The following is a 17,542-nucleotide window of genomic DNA, read 5'->3' as shown; positions in this document are numbered from 1 at the left end:
CTGGCTTTTTTGCGGCGGATGGAGCCGGGCGTTGGGCGTTGGTGCGCTAACGCTTATCAGGGAGCTTATTAAGCCCAAAAAAGGGGGAGAGAGAATCTAACGCTTGCCGGAAGGCTTATGAGGATGGAATTGCGTATATTTCGCCGAGAAATAGTAATATAAGCTCTGTCACAAGCGTTACATTTCCAAACGGCTTGTTTTTCGACCAATAGCGTTGCTGATCCGCGTTAGAGCTGTTAGCCGGCGGAACGGCTTGCTCAAAAGACGGTTCTGGCATAAACTTGAAGGCAAAAACTACTTCAGTTAAGGACGGATGATCATGTCAACGCCTAATGTAGCTGTGATCGGCAGTTTAAATATGGATATCGTCGTCGAGACACGGCTAATCCCGCAAATCGGGGAGACCCTTCTCGGCGAACGGGTCCGCTTCATACCGGGCGGGAAAGGCGCGAACCAGGCGGTTGCCGCCGCTCGTTTAGGAGCGGTCACCTCGATGATCGGAGCGGTCGGGGCGGACGCCTTCGGCGAGGAGTTACGGGCTGCTCTGAGCCGGGAAGGCGTTGATATCAGCGGCGTTAAGCGGCTGCCCGACGCTTCGACAGGCGTCGCTTCAATCTATGTCGCCGAGGGGGACAACAGCATCGTTGTGGTCCCCGGCGCTAACGACCGGGTGTCGCCCGCGGATATCGATCAGCACCTGGACAAGCTGAAGCAGGCCGATATCGTGCTGCTCCAACTGGAAATCCCGGTGGAGACGGTGCTTTACGCCGCTCGCACCGCCAAATCGCTGGGCAAGCAGGTCATCCTGAACCCCGCCCCGGCCCGAGAACTGCCGCAGGAACTCTATGGCCATATCGACTATATGACGCCCAACCACACCGAACTCGGGCGGTATGCCGGGATAGAGCCGAAGACAACCCGCATATCGACCGGCGATTTCCTCCGCTCGGCGATGCGGCGGCTGAAGGACTTGGGCGCGGCTCAGGTCGTGACAACGCTGGGAGCCGACGGATCGGCCTATCTGGATGAGGCCGGGGAGGTCCGCCCGGTGAAGGGGCATGCCGTCTCCGTCGTGGACACGACCGGGGCCGGCGACTGCTTCAACGCCGCGTTGGCGACGGCGCTCGCCCAAGGGGAGGGCCTGGAGGCCGCGATACGCTTTGCGTCGCTGGCCTCCGCGCTGGCCGTGACGAAATTCGGCGCCCAGGCGGGCATGCCGACGGCGGATGAGGTGCGGCAGTTTGCGGCAGCGGGCTCGCCCCGGACGATGCAAGAAGCGCAGATCCGCGTGAAACGGATCTACGAACCTGCCGCCCCCGCCGATGGGTACCGCATTTTGGTCGATCGCTTATGGCCGCGCGGGATGACCAAGGCGGATGCGGCGATCGACGAGTGGATGAAGGCGATCGCACCGAGCCCGGAGCTGCGTAAGCAATTCGCGCACCGGATGGAACGGTATGCAGATTTCAGCACAAGCTATGTCCGGGAACTGAACACCAGCCCGGAGTGCGCCGTGCTAGCCGACCGTATCCGCGAACTCGCGCGCGAGCGCTCGGTTACTTTGCTGTATGCCGCCAAGGACCCGGAGTATAATCACGCGAATGTGCTCCGCCGTTGGTTGGTTGAGTGAATACAGCAAAAAGCTGCTTCGTCGCTTTGATAGCGATGAAGCAGCTTTTTCGTGTAGGGAGATGTTGTAAGGAGTATAGCTGTCAGCTCTCCTGCAAAAACCGGAACCCCTTGTTGACCCCGTCCCCGCCATAGATGATCGGATTGATCTTGCCGATCTGCAAGCGTCCCTCCGCATTCAAATATTCCTTGGCTACGGAGCGGCTGATGATTCGCCCCATGATATGGGTCAAGCCCGGGAAATGCTCGCTTTCGACAACATCCACGACCCGGCAGGCGATCGAGATGGGACATTCCTTGACGACAGGCGCATGAACATGCTCCGAAGCCTCCGGCGTTAGGCCGGCTGCGGCGAACTTGCTGCCTTCCGAGCCGGAACGCGAACCGCAGTAGCTGACCGACTCCTGCAGGGAAGGGTCCGGTAGGTTAACGACGAAGTCGGCGCCCGCCTTGAGATGCTGTGCGGCAAAGCCCTTACTGTTGAAGCCCAGGACAACCATGTCCTTGAGCGAATAAGAGGACGAAGACGGCGTCACATGCGCGACCCCGTTTTCATCGTAAAAGCTGGTTAGAATCACCGGAAAACCATAGTACATTTTTTCGAAATTAACCTCGAGTTTCTCCACGTTACGACCTCCTGCATCCATTATTTCTTTATCATTGGTCCATCTCTTTCGAAGGATAACGCTGTTGAAGGAGCGGCAAGGTGATTGCGGTCACAATTCACGGCGCGGTGGAAGGAGGAGGATTGACAACCCAAAATGCGAACGATATATTTAGGGCACCCGATACCAAGGCATTCTCCCGATGCCGAAATCCAATATATTTGAACGCAACCCTAAGTCATCTACAGGGAGTGAGAACCGATGAATGTGCTGCAAATGCTCCGCTCACGCAAATATTTGCAGCGGATCCTGCTCAGCTTTATGCCCGTAGTCGCCATGCTTGCCATTGCCTCCCTCGTCCTGAACTCCGTCGCCCGCGATAAGGTGCTGAGCCTGCAAAACGACGCCGACCGCAAATTGCTCACTCAACTTAACTACAATATCGAGAACATGAACGGGATCGTCAAAGATCTGGCGGTTTCCCTCTACAACGATGAAGAGATGATCGCGCTAAAGTCCGGGGGGGACTATAAACAGAGTATTTTAAAAATCGAACGGCTGAACAAAATGGTGGCGACCTCCCCTTATTTGCACGCCATCGTATTTTACAACGGCAAGCAGGGCCGTTTCTTCTCGTCGCTGAACCACGGGATGGACAACGGTCAGTTGTACGGGGCTTTGGAGAAAATCATGGCTTCAGACAGCGAACTCCCGAAGCTGCAGCTCTTACCGCTTGACCTGGACGGCGGGAACGAAGGAATCGACGTATTCGCCTTTTTTGTGTACGACGGGCTTACGCTAGGCTCCGTCAACGACGACGTGTTGATTCTGACAGTGAAGCCTGGGTGGATGCTGGACAATCTGAAAGCGCTTAATCGGGTGGTCGACCGAGAGAACGACTTGCTGTTCGTTACCGACGGCGCGGGTCGGCTGCTGATGTCTAACGATCGCCAGCTTCCTGAAGGACTTGATACCAAGGATGTTCTTCGGCGTATCGCGGCTTCAGAACAATCGCTCGACTCGTTTATCTACGCGCAGGATGGAAGCAAATACAAGGTCACCTATTTAAGCAAAGCCCTAAACAACTGGCAAATCATCAGCTTACAGGACTATGATGATGTGCTAGGCAGCGTGCGGCAAATGAGATGGACGGAAATTGCGGTTACGTTATCCGTGGCGCTCCTGGCCGTGTTGTTGTCCGTTTTCTTTGCGCTGCGGCTATATAAACCGGTCGGCCATCTGCTTGCTTTGGTCCCTCCTCCGGGAGGACGACCGTCAACAAATTCCAAGGATGAGCTGTCGCTCATCGCGGATAACGTAACGGAAATGCTGGGTAAACTCAAGGGGTTGGAGCAGGAGCGGGCGTCGCAGTGGAACATCGCGAAGCTGTATCACCTGCGCAGCTTGATCAGTCTGAGCGAAAGCCTGGAGGAGCCGGCCTTTCTAAGGCTTAAAGCGCAATATGGCATCGACATTGCGTACCCGTCGCCGCTTCGCCTGGCGTTGGTGCAGATCGACGATGCCCATGAATTGGCCAAACAGCAGGGTCCCGCGGCAGAGTCGCTGCTCTACTTCGCCGTCGCCAATATCGGCCAGGAGCTGCTTGGGAACGGCGGTTCCTGCGAAGCTGCGGATATGAAAAGCGGTCATCTCGTCTTCATCGTCGGCGGAGGCACGGAAGCGCTGGAGAAGCTGGGAGAGCGCTTTGCCGAGCTACAAGGCATGATTCTCCGCTATTACCGGATTACCTTCACGGTAACCTTAAGCGACGTGTTCGAGGATTACCGCAAGCTTACGGCGCATTATAACCTGGTGGTGCGGCGTGCCAACTACCGTATGATTGTGGGCAAAGGAGCGATCCTGGAATCGGAACAGCTGCGCGCTAACGAGACCAATGAGGCGTTCCGCGTCCCGCAGGAGCTGGAACGGCGATTGACGGAAGGGCTGAAGAGCGGAGATCCGGAGGAAACCGAGCAGGCGATCCGCAGCTGGATCCGGCTTCTTAAAGGATTCAGCTTTGAGAATATGTATTCCGGACTGTTGCATTTGACCGTGGCCCTAAGCAACACGTTGGGCGAAATGAACCATCACAACGCTAACCCGGTCTCGGTGAACCTCCAAGCCATCAACCGACGTATTTTGGAGCAGGAAACGCTAACCGAAATCGAGGCCGTACTCCTGGAGGTGGTGGAGGAAGTACTCGAGCAACGCCGCAGCGGACGCGAGAACAAAAACCGGCTGCTGGCCGATACCGTCAAGGAAATCATCGACAAGCATTACGCCGATCCCGACCTTAATGTGCAAAAAATCGCCGACATGCTAAAAATGAGCTCCGTTCATTTGGGACAGGTCTACAAAGCGGAGGAGGGGCTGTCGGTCGTCGACCGGATTAACGAAGTCCGTTTGGCTCAAGCCCGAGTGTATCTCGAGCAACAGCAATTGACCGTAACGGAAATCATGGAGAAAGTCGGCTTCGGCAATGAGAGCTATTTCTATCGGCAATTCAAACGGCGTTACGGAGCCACGCCAAAGGAATACCGCCTGAAAGCGGCCATCGACCGCAACACATGAACTTTTCCTACCTTAAGAACCCGCAGCGGGAGCTACCGCCTGCGGGTTTTTGACGTCTCGATACAGCAATCTGAAATTGTTACAGCCTTCCTATACAGCAATCCTGAAATTGTACAGTAACGATGTGGCCCGTAGCTGCGCTATCGTTAGACGTGCAAAGCCATCGTCGCAGGCAAGACGGATGGAAAGGAAGGGGCTTTGAAATGTTGAAAAGGGATTCATGGATGCGAAGGGAGCTTCACCATTTTCGAAACAACCGGGAGCTGTTCGTGCTGTCATTACCGGGGATCGTGTATAAGCTGATCTTTGCTTATCTCCCCATGGTCGGACTGATTATTGCATTTAAGAATTACAGGTATGACCTCGGCATGTTCGGCAGTAAATGGGTGGGGCTGGAAAATTTCCGATATTTGTTCTCCACGGATGCGGCCTGGCGCATTACGCGCAATACAGTGCTGTACAATGCGGCTTACATTATCACCACGGCGGCTGCGGCGCTCCTGCTTGCGATTCTGCTGAACGAAGTGAAGGCGAAATGGAGCAAGTATTACCAGACGGCCTTGTTTTTGCCCTATTTTTTATCGTGGGTACTGGTGGGGTATGTGGCCTACGCGTTCTTAAATCATTCGGACGGATTCATTAACCGCACGCTCGAAGCTTTCGGCATGGATCCGATCAGTTGGTATCAAAATGCCGGGTCGTGGCCGTTCATTTTAATTCTGGTTCAGTTATGGAAAGCGGTAGGGTTCAACACGCTGATCTATTTCGCTGGCATTGTCGGCATCAACGGCGAGTACTACGAGGCGGCGAGGATGGATGGGGCGACGAAACGGCAGATGGCGTTAAAAATCACGATTCCGCTCCTGGCACCGCTTGTCATTATCATGCTGATCTTATCCATCGGGAACATGTTCCGCGGGGATTTCGGGCTGCATTACTTCATTCCGAACAACTCCGGTTTCCTGTACGGCTCTACGGATATTATCGATACCTATGTTTATCGGGCGCTGCGCGAAGTAGGAAACGTGAGCATGTCCGCGGCAACGGGATTTTATCAATCGGTGGTCGGGTTCATTCTGGTGCTGCTGGCAAACGGTATCGTGCGAAAAATCAATCCCGATCATTCGCTATGGTAAGGAGGGGATGCGACAATGCCTAAAACGATCAAACTTTCTCAAATCGGACTACATCTCCTGTTTGTTGTCCTATCGCTGGTCGTCATTCTTCCGTTTCTGCTTGTTGTTGCCGTATCCTTGACCGACGAGAAGTCGCTGACTCAAAACGGTTATCAGTTCATTCCCGAATCATTCAGCTTGAACGCGTACCGATATTTGCTGGACGCTCCTGATATTTTGCTAAGGGCCTACGGGGTGACGATCACGGTGACCGTAATCGGAGCGTTGACCGGCTTGCTATTAACCGCGATGACCGCTTACGTCATCTCCAGGCCGGACTACCGGTATAACCGGATTACGACGTTTTACGTGTTCTTCACGATGCTGTTCAGCGGCGGGTTGGTGCCTTCGTACATCCTGATGACGCAATACCTGCACCTGAAGGACAGCTTGCTGGCGTTAATCCTGCCGGTGCTGCTGTCGCCGTTTAACATTATGGTGATGAAAGGGTTCATGTCGAAAATCCCGATTGAAATCATCGAGTCGGCCAAAATCGACGGGGCGCGGGAATATCGTATCTTCTTCCGCATTATCCTGCCGCTGTCCACGCCGGCGCTGGCCACGCTGGGCCTGTTGATCTCCTTCACCTACTGGAACGAGTGGTTCAACGGGATGCTGTATATCGACGATCCGAACAAGGTGCCACTGCAGCTGTTGCTGGTGCGAACCCTAAAAAGCATCGAGTTTCTTACCTCCAATTCCGAGTTTACGCAGCAGTTGGGTATCGATCTGTCGAGCTTTCCCAATAACTCGGCACGAATGGCCATCGCCGTTCTAGCCGGCGGACCGATGCTGGTGATCTTTCCATTCTTTCAACGGTTTTTCGTGAAAGGGCTTACGGTTGGCTCCCTCAAGGGTTAACATAGAACAATCCAAATGAAACATAGGAGGTCATGACATGAGAAGAAGGCTAATCGGAATTTTGACAGTGGTTCTGCTGGCGGCATCCGTACTTGCAGCCTGCGGCGGTAACGGGAACAGCGGCAACGGCGGAAACGCTGGAAACGGCGGGGAAGGTGCAAATGCTCCAACGGCGGAGACGGGAGGCACAACCGATCTTGAGCCCGTCACGTTGACCTGGTATTATCCGCTTTCCCAACTTCAGGCGGATCAAACGAAGGTGGAGGAAGCGGTCAATAAGATCACGAAGGAGAAGCTGAACGCCACCGTCAAAATGATGCCGATCGCCATCGGCGACTATGTGCAGAAGATGAACACCGTGCTGGCCGCAGGCGAGAAGTTTGACATTCTCTGGACCGGCTACATGCTGAAGCCGGAGGAGCTGGTACGCAAAGGGGCGATCCAGCCGATCGATGAGCTGCTAGACAAGTACGCTCCCGAACTGAAAGCGGATGTCCCGCAGGTCATGTGGGATGGCTTGACCGTCGACGGGAAAATCTACGGCATTCCGAACCAACAGATCAACGGCAATCGTTACGGGTATATCGTGCAGAAGCGATTTGCCGACAAGTACGGGCTGGATCCGGCATCCATCAAAAAAATCGAGGACATTGAGCCGTTCCTGGCCCAAATCAAGCAAAACGAACCGGATATCATCCCGTTTGGCAATTTCGGCAATTACTTCGATTTCATTCCTCAGGTGCATGACGATCAGTTTTGGGGGGTTCCAGGGGTCGACGGCCATTTCTTCGTCAAGACCAACGATCCGACTTACACGTTGTACCGTTATCCTGAGGAAGAGCTGAACAATTTCCGACTGGTCAGCAAATGGTACAAAGAAGGGTATATCTACAAGGATGCAGCAACAGCCAACTTCGCGGATTATCAAACCAAAGGACAGATTGCGGTGGAGTATAACGTGACGCTGAAGCCGGGCGTAGAGGCCGAGGTGATGGCGAAAAACGGTGGCAACGAAGTCATCACCGTTCCGATCAGCAACTGGTATTCCAACGGTTATTCGGCAGCGACCAACCAGTCGATCAGCCGCACTTCGCCGAATCCGGAGCGGGCAATGATGCTGCTCAATCTGATCAACACCGACAAAGAGCTTTACAACCTGATCTGTAACGGGATTGAAGACGTCCATTACAAAAAACTGTCCGGCGATTATATCGAAGCCTTGGCGGATACCCGGTACCGCCCGAATATGGACTGGGTTTTCGGCAGCGTATTCAATTCCTACCTGAAGGAAGGACAGCCGGAGAACGTATGGGAAGAAACGAAAAAAATCAATCAGGAAGCCGAAGTTAATCCGATTGGCGCCTTCAAGTTCAATTCCGAACCGGTGAACACGGAGATCGCCAACCTGAACGCGGTGTGGGGCGAATATAAGCGGGGGATCCTCACCGGTACACTGGACTTCGACGAAACGTGGCCTGTGCTGTACGGCAAGCTGAAGGAAGCGGGCGAAGTCAAATATGTGGAAGAGGTTACGCGTCAGTTTGAAGCGTTCTTAAAGGAACAAGGCTTAAAGTAATCGGACTCGCCTGAACGAAAGTACGTGGAGCGGAGATAGGGAGGAACCCGCTGTGAGGGACGGCTTTGCCCGCAGAGATTGGGCAAAGCCGTTCATATCGCATGCGAGAGGATGAAGAAGAACGATGACGAAACAAAGTTGGCTTGTGCTGATGATCGCCAGTCTGTTATTCACGTTAAATCCTGTAGCATCGCCTGCGGTTTCCGCGGCGGAAAACAGCCATCCCGGCAATTCCGGTCATCCCCGCGCCACGGTTTATTACGTGGCCACAAACGGCAGTGATTCCAACAGCGGGAGCAAGAAGGCCCCGTTTCGAACCCTGGAGAAAGCCCGGGATGCCATTCGCGAACTAAAAGCGGAGAAAGGCTTGCCGCCCGGAGGCATTACGGTCTATTTACGGGAAGGCCGCTACGAGCGATCAGCGAGCTTTGAACTGCGGGAACAGGATTCGGGTAGTGCGGGCAAACCGATCACCTATGCGGCGTACCCCGGCGAGAAGGTGGTGATCTCCGGTTCCGAACAGCTGGAGAAGTCGGCATTTGTTCCGGTTACCGACGAGGCCGTGCGTAACCGCATCATCAGCGCTGAAGCGCGAGAGAAGGTGCTGGTGGCGGATTTGGCGGGACTTGGCATCACGGACTATGGGAACTTAAGCCGCCACGGGTATTATCTCGCCAACGATCTCAGCGAGGTGCCGCCCATGGAATTGTACATCAACGGGCAGGGCATGACGCTGGCGCGCTGGCCGAACGAGGGTACCGTTCAAATGGACGAGATCCTCGATCCCGGTCCGACGCGGAAAGACCCGAACGGAGAAGTGCATACGCGAGGGGGGACGTTTACGTACACGTATGATCGTCCGCAATATTGGATGCAGGCGGACGACATTTGGCTGGACGGGATTTTCGGCTATAGCTGGGAGTGGTCGTATAACAAGATCGCCTCGATCGATCCGGTCGCCAAAAGCATTACGCTTCGTTACGGAGAGATGAGCGGGATCTTCAAGAACTGGTACCCCGATTTCCACTTCGCGCAAAACTTGCTGGAGGAAATCGATATGCCCGGCGAGTATTACATCGACCGTTCCGCGGGGAAGTTATATTTTCTGCCGAATGCGGAATTTATGACGGCCGATCCGACGATTGAAGTCACGATGCTGAAATCGCCGATGATCAATGCGCTGAACGCTTCGCACATCAACTTCTCCGAGTTGATCCTGGAGAACGGCCGCGATTCGGCGGCGGTGTTCATGGGCGGCAGCCATATGAAGATCCAGAACAGCGAAATCCGCAACTTTACCAACAGCGGCGTCCTGGTGAACACGCAAAGCCGGTTCTATTACAACGACTTCGACGGCGTCCCCGGCACAGACCACGCGATCGAAAACACGCATATCCATCATATCGGCGGGACGGCCGTGACCCTGACGGGCGGCAACAAAACGACGCTCTCGCCAGGCAGAAACGTCGTGAAAAATTCCCATATCCACGATTTTGCCTATTATCACAAGGCCTATAATCCCGGCGTTCTGCTGTCGGGCGTGGGCAATCGGATGCAACACAACGAACTGCATGACGCGCCTCATCCCGGGGTGTTGATTTTTGGCAACGACCATGTGGTGGAATACAACAACATTTACGATGTATGCAAAACGTTCTCCGACCTCGGCGCGATCTACATGAACGCCGGCGAAACGCCGCAGGAGCGCGGAACCGTGATTCGGCGCAATTATTTCCATCATATCGGGGAAACGAAACCCGGGGTTGAAGGCGTATATCCCGACAATTTTACGATGGGTCTGACGATCGACGAGAACATTTTCTATAAAATGGGCAATTCGGCGATTAAGAACAACGGGGGATCCCACATTCTGACGCGCAACAATATTTTTGTGGACAGTAAGGTGCCTTATGATTACGCGGATTTGTTTCTGGGCGATGATCCGGACGATCAGGTGCCGAAGAATTACATGCCGAAGTGGCTGGCTTTGTTTGCGGCCAACAACGATTTCGTAGGGACGCCTTATCTGGCGAAATACCCGGAACTGGCTGATTTCTTCACGGAAAACCGTTATTACCCGGACACGAATACGTTTCAGGGGAATGTGATCTACAATCCGGTGGTCCCGCGCAGTACGACGACGAACGAAAACGGGGCGTACGACAAATTTGGGCTGATTCAATATGCCAACAACTGGGTGGCGCAGGAGGATCCCGGCTTCGTTGATCTGGCGGGAGGGGATCTGTCGTTGCGTCCGGATGCGGAAGTGTTCCAGCAGATTCCCGGGTTTCCGGATATCCCGTTTGATCAGATCGGTGTCCAAGGCAAAGCGGGCACGACTCTCGGTCAAGACAGCTACCCGGTGCAGGGCGTCGCGGTTTATGACGACAACGTCACGGTCGATCGCTGGAAGACGGTGAAGCTGCGGACGGCGGTTCTTCCCTGGAATGCCGACAATCCGGCGCTGATTTTCACCTCGGCCGATCCGGCCATCGCTTCGGTTGACGGAAGCGGCGTTGTCACCGGACTGGCGGTAGGTCAAACGGTCATCACGGTAGCGTCGGCGGAAAATCCGCTGTTCACGGCCACGGTGAACGTTACAGTGGAAGCCGGCGACGGCGTGATGGACTTTACCGATTTCGAATCGGGGTCGAACGGCTGGCCCCAGGATGCGAACCGAAGCATCGTCAAGGAAGGGGACAACCGCTGGTATAAGGTACTGAATGGAGCCTCGGCGCTAAGCTCCAAATCGTTCTCCGAATACGAGCTGAGCTTCAAGCTGAAGACGCCGGAGACGATCGGGAACGCTGCGACCTTGTACATTTTCGACCGACAGGTCGGCAGCGGGTCCAGCCGGATCGGTTACAAAACCCGGGCAGACGGCAGCTCGGCCTGGCTACTGTACGATCCTGCTTGGGCGATTCTGAAGGAAGTGAAACTGCCGGGCCACGACTTACAGCCAAACACGGAATATGAAGTCAAAATGCTCGTCAAAGGCGGCGACATCAGCGTGTATGTGGACGGCGGTCTCCGCCTGAAAGGCCAGGATCCCGGACACAACGCCGAGGGAAAAGTCGGGTTCTACATCGCCGGCGTTAGCTACATGCTGTTTGACGATATCCAGTTTAAGGCGCTGTCGACGGAGCTGGCCGGCATCCTTCCCGTTGAGAGCCAGGTGCGGATGGTTCCTGGAGAACAGCGGCAATTGCAGCTCACCTTCGATCCATCGGATACGCCGGAGACGGAGGTTGCGTGGCAATCGGCCGATCCGGCGGTGGCGACGGTGGATGCCATGGGCGTCGTGAACGCCGTTTATGAAGGGGAAACGATCATCACGGCGGTGTCTACGGTAAATCCGCTCATCCAAGCGGACATTTCGGTGACCGTCTCCAACGTGATGCACGAGACCAACTTCGAGAACGGCGGCAACGGTTGGCCGATTGATCCGAACCGCAGCATCACGGCGGATCCGGACGGTAATCGCCGCTACAAGATTCTGAACGGCGCTACCGGTCTATTGGACCGAAACTTCGAGTCCTATGTACTGGAGTTTACGCTGAAGACGCCGTCCTCGATGCCTGAGAACGGCGGGGTGATGTATATTTTCGACCGGCAAGACGCGGTTGGTTCCACCCGCATCGGCTACCGGACGCGGGCGGATGGGACCTCCGGCTGGATCCTGTACGACACCAGCTGGCAGAAGCTGGCGGAGGCCGATTTGCCGGGCCTTGACCTGCAGCCGGATACGGAATATGCGGTGAAGGTGGTCGTCAAGGACGGCGACGTCGCCGCTTACGTAGACGGCTCGCTGCGAATCGCCGGCACCGATCCGAATCATCGGCCAACGGGCAAGGTTGGCTTTTATGTCAGCGGGTTCGACTATCTGCTGTTTGACGATATTCGGGTATCGTTGAATCCGTGATGTGGATTAGGGGCACGGCAGGGAGGGCGGCGGGTTCGAGATCGAGTTCGGGCTAGGGTTCGAGTTCGATGTCTGATTGTATTCGATTTTTCGAATACATTTCCTCGATCGCGGCCAGAAATCGGGATTCTATATGATTTTTCATATAGATTAGGGGCTTTCGTCTTTCAGAAGCCTCATTGTATATGAAATTTCAAGTATATTGCTTTGAAATCGACGTAAACGGGGGAAATCTATGCGAATTTTCGAATAGATTTCCCCGATCTATTGGGAGGTTGGCCATGAAACGGTGCATTTACCGGGCCGAAGGTCTAGATGGAGTGGAGAAGGCTGAGATCTGGCGGGGGTCGGAGGTTTGGTTTGAGCTGTCCGAAGCGATGGAACGGCTGGAGGTGGATCATCTCAGCCTTTTTGCCGACGGGAATCGGTTCTATCTGTATTATGAATGCTTGCGGGAGACGGTTCCGCCGGAGCTGCTGCTGATGGCGGCTGGTGAGCGGTTGGCCGTTTGGCCAGGAGGGGAGTTGGAGACGGGGACAAGGACGGGGATGGAGCGGCGGTGGGCGCCGATGACGGATATTTTTCATTACCATCAACCCGCTATCGGTGCGGCTTGGCGGCATTCGGATCGCTCGACCGAACCTTACGGAAGGCTGGCAAGGCTGAAGCCCGAAGAAGCCGCAAGCTACATCTACCACCATTATCAATATCAAGAAGAAAAGCCGGGCGACGGGGATAAATACGGGATCATCGGGCTGCACGAGAACTTGTTGTTTTTCTATTCGGAGCAGCCTGCGACCCTTGAGCCGGCTACCTATAAAGGAAAGCTGAACACGTCGCTTAAGCCGGAACGCTGGGCCGAAGTGATGGAACCGCATTTTATCCCGTGGACGGGAGTTTCGGCAGGGCAGGAGCTTTGGCGGAAGCTGGAGCTTGTACTGCACGCGCGCCGGACGGAGGAGGAGACACGATGCGTCATACGTTATGCTTGAACGGAGATTGGGATTTTATGCCGCTGTACGGCGAGCCGCGGCGCCGCACGCTGCCCGAATCCCTCGTGTATGAGGCACAGAAGGTGAGGGTTCCTTCCAGTTGGAGACGAACCTACGCCCAGGGGCCGGGGAAGCGTTTTGGCGAAATCCCCGAGCATGGCTTTGTTCCGATGGACTTGTACGGTTACCCAAAGGAATGGGACGATGCCGAGGCTGGCGTGCTGCATCGCTGTTTTCGAGTGCCGGAGGGGATGGCCGGGCAGCGAATCGTGCTGAGACTGGACGGCATCATGCAGAAAGCCGTCATCTATCTGGACCGAAGAGAAATCGCCGTATGGGAGGACGGCTACCTGCCGCTAAGACTCGATATCACGTCTTTTGTGACGCCGGGGCAGGAGCATGAGCTGCATCTCGTCTGCGGGAGCTTCGATCAAACGACGTTACCCTCTGGAGCCAAGAAGGTGACCGGTCTCGTCGGTTCCTGGTTTGGCAGTGTTTGCCGGGGAATCTGGCAGGATGTTTATCTGGAGAGTTACCCGGCGCTGGCCGTAGAGGACGTCACCCTGCGCACTTCCGTCCGGAAAGGGCGGCTTGAGGCAGACGCCGTGATCGGCGGCGCGGGAGGGAAGGCGGCGGCGATTGCAGGGGAAAGACCGCTACGTGTCCGGCTTCGCGTTTGCGAGCTGGGGGTGCTGGCTTCGAGCCCGGATGGGGGACGCCCCCCAGAGGTGGTGACCGGTGCCGGGCGGCAGGTTCTAACGGCGGAACGGGCGATTGAGCCGGTTTCGTCCGAGTCGGCCCGGTGGCAGCGGCTGTGCGAGAACGATCATGGCGGGGAAGTCTTCCGCGTTTCGTTCGATTTGGACTGGGCGGACGCCAAGGGGTGGAGCCCCGATTCGCCGTTCCTGTACCGGGCGGAGTTCGAACTGTTGGACGGGGAACGCGTAATCGATCGGCGGGAGGAATCGTTTGGCTTTCGCGAGTTCTGGTGCGAAGGCCCGCAGTTTAAGCTGAACGGGATTCCGCTGAACTTGCGCGGCGACTCTTGGCATTTTCAAGGCGGAACCCAGCAGACGGAAGGTTATATCCGTAACTGGTACCAGATGTGCCGCTCCGTCGGAGTAAACAGTATTCGGCTGCACGCGGAGCCTTACCCGGCAGACTATCTACGGATCGCCGACGAGGAAGGGATGCTGATCGTCGACGAAACGGCCATTTACGGCTCGAGCAAATCGATGCAAGCTGACCATCCCGACTTTTTGGAAGCTTGCCGGAAGCATGTACGCCGGCTGGTGCAGCGCGATAAGAACCATCCGTCCGTCATCCTCTGGAGCGTGCAAAACGAGATGCGCTGGGTGGACGGACGGGATGGCTTTAAGGTGCATCTTCCCGGGTTGATGACTTCTATCCGAGAGCTGGATCCGACGCGGGCGATCATTGCCGAGGGGGATAACCGGCTGCTGTCCAAAGCGCATACGGAGGTGGAGAGCCGACATTACAACATCGACGGAACGATCGGACAATGGGATCGTACCGTTCCGCTAACCTTTGGCGAACATGGCGGCTGGTGGTACATCTGCCCGCAGAACAGCAGCATGTACGTCGGGCTGCGGGCTTACCGGGGTACCGATGAAAGTACCCTAGGTCTGGCGGAGAAAGAGCGGCTGTTCGTGGAGGTTGCGCGGCGCCAGCAGGTGTCAGGTATATCGACGTTTAATTTCGCCCACTACTTCATGCGGGCGATGCCCGAGCGGGACGTGGTCCTCCCGCCGCCGCTCGACGCTGATCTCCCCGGCGTGAAACCGAAGGTGATCCCGGCTTATTCGTTGACGATGCACAACGGCTTGCTGCCGGAGGATGAACCGAGGTATCGGCCGAATCCCGCTTTTGCCGTTATGGCCGAGGCGTTTAAGCCGGCAACGATCATCGCCGCCGAATACGATCGCTGCTTCTATGACGAACAGCCGATCGATCGCAGCTTTGACGTGTACAATGACACGCTTTCGGCCCGGAGGGTCACGGTGAAATTGACCGTGAAGCAAGGGGAGACGCTCGTCCATGACCAAAGCTTCGACTTCACACAAGGCCCGGCGGAGCTCCGGGTACTCCGGATCAGGTGGCAACCACTGCCTGTCCAATCGGAAGGAAAGGCGGAGCTCACGGCAACGTTGATTCACGATGGACAACCGGTGCATGAGCTGATGTTGAACTACCGGATCCTGTCCGCCAACCTGCGGAGCCGTCCCGTCCCCGTCAACCGGCCGGTGGCTTATTGGGGGAACGATGCGGATTATGAGACGATCCGCAGGCTAGTGCCCGGCTGTGAACGGGTGGACCGGGAGCAGTTGGATGACCGTCGTCTGCTGACTGACGGGCTTCTGGTCATCGGGAGTTGCGCAGAGGATGCTGACGGCGCGTTGGAGCGGCTACTCCAGGCGTATGTCGCCCAGGGCGGCCGGCTGCTGCTGCTGGAACAGAACCAGTTATCTCTGGGGAAGCTGACGCTGTCGCGGCGTCCGTTCCAGCGCGCCCATGCCGGGGATTACGGCCATCCGGCGCTCTCCGGGATCGGCGACGACGACCTGATGTTCTGGCAACCGGAGCTTGCCGAAGACGGCCCGTTGCCGATCATCCGCGCCGCCTTCGAGAAGCCGGTCCGCGGCGACTTCACGCTGCTGTTGGAGTGCAGCGCGGGCGATTTCGGCGACGGCGGCGATCTGTGGTCGCCGCTGCTGGAATACCGGCACGGCCGCGGCCGGATGGTGGCCAATCAGCTGGAGCTGATGGCCCACGCGGATCGCGTGCCGCAGGCTTGCTTGCTGCTGCGCAACCTGCTCGCGTATGCGGGCGGCGCGGCCGGGGAGCAGGACGAGGCGGCGGCGTTGCCGACCGCCGCGCTGGTGCGCCCCGGCGGCCCCGCCGCCGCGTTGCTCGGCCGGCTGCGGCTGCGGCACGCCGCGCTGGCCGATATCGCGGCGCTGGCGCATGCCGCGCCGCGAGGCCCCTTGGCGCCGGGCGATGCGCCGGCGCCCGCGCCTGGCGGGCATGGCGGGGACGCCGCCGCCATGCCGCCCGGGCAGGACTTCGGCCTGCTGGTGGCCGAAGCCTGCCTGCTCGAGGCGCCGGGGGCGGCGGAAGCCGTCCGGCGCCATGCCGAAGCCGGCGGACGCGTGCTCGTCCTGCCGGCGCAGCCTGGGCAGCAGGCGGCGCTAGCCCGCCTGCTGGACCGTCCCGTGCGCGTGGCGCCGCACGAGACGTACCATTTGGCGGCGGACTATGCGCACGCCGCCGTCCGCGGGCTCAGCCCGGTTGACCTGTTCGGTTTCGACAAGGTGTTCTTGTCGCCGCGGGAGGTGGTCAACCGGGTCCTCGCCACCCACCGCCTGGAAGCGCCAGGCGTGGACGTCCTTTGCACCAGCGTGGAAGGCACGGCCTGGATGGACTTTTTCGTGCAGGGATACACCGCCGAATACAGCCGCCTCGCGCTGGTGGAGTTAAATCGCCGGAAAGCCCTGCCATCCGGGGTGTTCCTGATTGAAGCCAAAGTGGGGAGCGGAACCGTAGTATGCTCCCAGCTGTTACCGGACCCTGAAAGCGACAAGGCGCTGCGCTTATATACTCGCTTGCTGGCTCATTTGGGTGCCTCTTTTGACGATGAGCTGCTGTACGAGGAGAAAGGCGACGGCGAGTGGGCCGTGGAAGCCATGATGGCTCTGCCTTGTCCGACTTACGTCGATTCCGACGCGATGAGGGCTTACTATACCGATCCGGAATTTTCACTAAACAATTTGGGTGAAGGCCTGTACGGCTGGACGCAGAAAAAAGAACGCCGCTCCACCGGCTTGCTGCATCTCGCCAATGCGGGTCGGGATCCGTGGTTCCTGAGCTGCTTCGTGACGGTACCGGAAGAAGGGGGAGCTCCCCGTCGGGGACGGCTGCGCGTGCTCGCCGATACCTCTTCCACGGTTGAAATCGTGTTAAACGGGGAGCGGGTAGCGGAGCCGGAACAGGAGCTGGTCTTGAATCCGGGTTTGAACCGGCTGATTGCCATCGTGCGTGGGAGTGACGAGGATCTTGACTTCGGTTTGGTCTTCCTTCATCCCGACGGCCGCTATATGAAGGATCTGTCGTATAGCCTGACGCTAGACGAGGTAGAGCCCAAATAGGTGGACCCGGTCTCACGGGTTTACGGTATAACGGACCTGAAAGAC

Annotated in this window: 9 protein-coding genes; 8 read left to right on the top strand and 1 reads right to left on the bottom strand. The window is 56.9% G+C overall.

Translation table 11 applies throughout. The features are described 5' to 3' along the window. Positions 1-319: 319 nt before the first annotated feature. Complete coding sequence (rbsK, locus tag KJS42_RS09880) at positions 320-1,630, top strand: ribokinase (RefSeq protein WP_213622739.1); 1,311 nt, start codon at positions 320-322, stop codon at positions 1,628-1,630. An 82-nt stretch (positions 1,631-1,712) separates the two neighbouring features. Here the strand turns inward: rbsK and KJS42_RS09875 are convergent, their stop codons facing one another. Then, a complete protein-coding gene (locus tag KJS42_RS09875; RefSeq protein ID WP_213622738.1) occupies positions 1,713-2,255 on the bottom strand; it encodes a flavin reductase family protein in 543 nt (180 codons plus the stop codon). Positions 2,256-2,495: 240 nt separating this feature from the next. Between KJS42_RS09875 and KJS42_RS09870 the strand changes: the two genes are divergently transcribed. From KJS42_RS09870 to KJS42_RS09840, 7 genes are all read left to right on the top strand, one after another. Beyond that, positions 2,496-4,805 (top strand): helix-turn-helix domain-containing protein, encoded by a 2,310-nt coding sequence (locus KJS42_RS09870; RefSeq protein ID WP_213622737.1) that lies wholly within the window; start codon positions 2,496-2,498, stop codon positions 4,803-4,805. Positions 4,806-5,008: 203 nt separating this feature from the next. After that, positions 5,009-5,941 (top strand): ABC transporter permease, encoded by a 933-nt coding sequence (locus KJS42_RS09865; RefSeq protein WP_239483943.1) that lies wholly within the window; start codon positions 5,009-5,011, stop codon positions 5,939-5,941. Between the two features lie 15 nt (positions 5,942-5,956). Then, on the top strand, positions 5,957-6,841 hold the full coding sequence (locus KJS42_RS09860; RefSeq protein WP_155605751.1) for a carbohydrate ABC transporter permease: 885 nt from the start codon (positions 5,957-5,959) through the stop codon (positions 6,839-6,841). 37 nt (positions 6,842-6,878) lie between these two features. Further along, positions 6,879-8,417 (top strand): ABC transporter substrate-binding protein, encoded by a 1,539-nt coding sequence (locus tag KJS42_RS09855; RefSeq protein ID WP_213622735.1) that lies wholly within the window; start codon positions 6,879-6,881, stop codon positions 8,415-8,417. 124 nt (positions 8,418-8,541) lie between these two features. Beyond that, positions 8,542-12,339, top strand: coding sequence for an Ig-like domain-containing protein (locus tag KJS42_RS09850; RefSeq protein ID WP_244868432.1), 3,798 nt, complete (start codon positions 8,542-8,544; stop codon positions 12,337-12,339). A gap of 281 nt (positions 12,340-12,620) precedes the next feature. Next, on the top strand, positions 12,621-13,331 hold the full coding sequence (locus tag KJS42_RS09845; protein WP_213622734.1) for a hypothetical protein: 711 nt from the start codon (positions 12,621-12,623) through the stop codon (positions 13,329-13,331). After that, positions 13,310-17,497 carry a glycoside hydrolase family 2 TIM barrel-domain containing protein gene (locus tag KJS42_RS09840; RefSeq protein WP_213622733.1) on the top strand — a complete coding sequence of 1,396 codons (4,188 nt, stop codon included), beginning with the start codon at positions 13,310-13,312 and terminating at the stop codon, positions 17,495-17,497. Before KJS42_RS09845 ends, KJS42_RS09840 begins: the two co-directional genes overlap by 22 nt. The last annotated feature ends 45 nt before the right edge of the window (positions 17,498-17,542 follow it).

The sequence above is a fragment of the Paenibacillus sp. J53TS2 genome (assembly GCF_018403305.1).
Classification (GTDB): domain Bacteria; phylum Bacillota; class Bacilli; order Paenibacillales; family Paenibacillaceae; genus Fontibacillus; species Fontibacillus rhizolycopersici.
The sequence above is the reverse complement of the archived record's forward strand: the minus strand, read 5'-3'. Positions and strand labels throughout refer to the sequence as shown.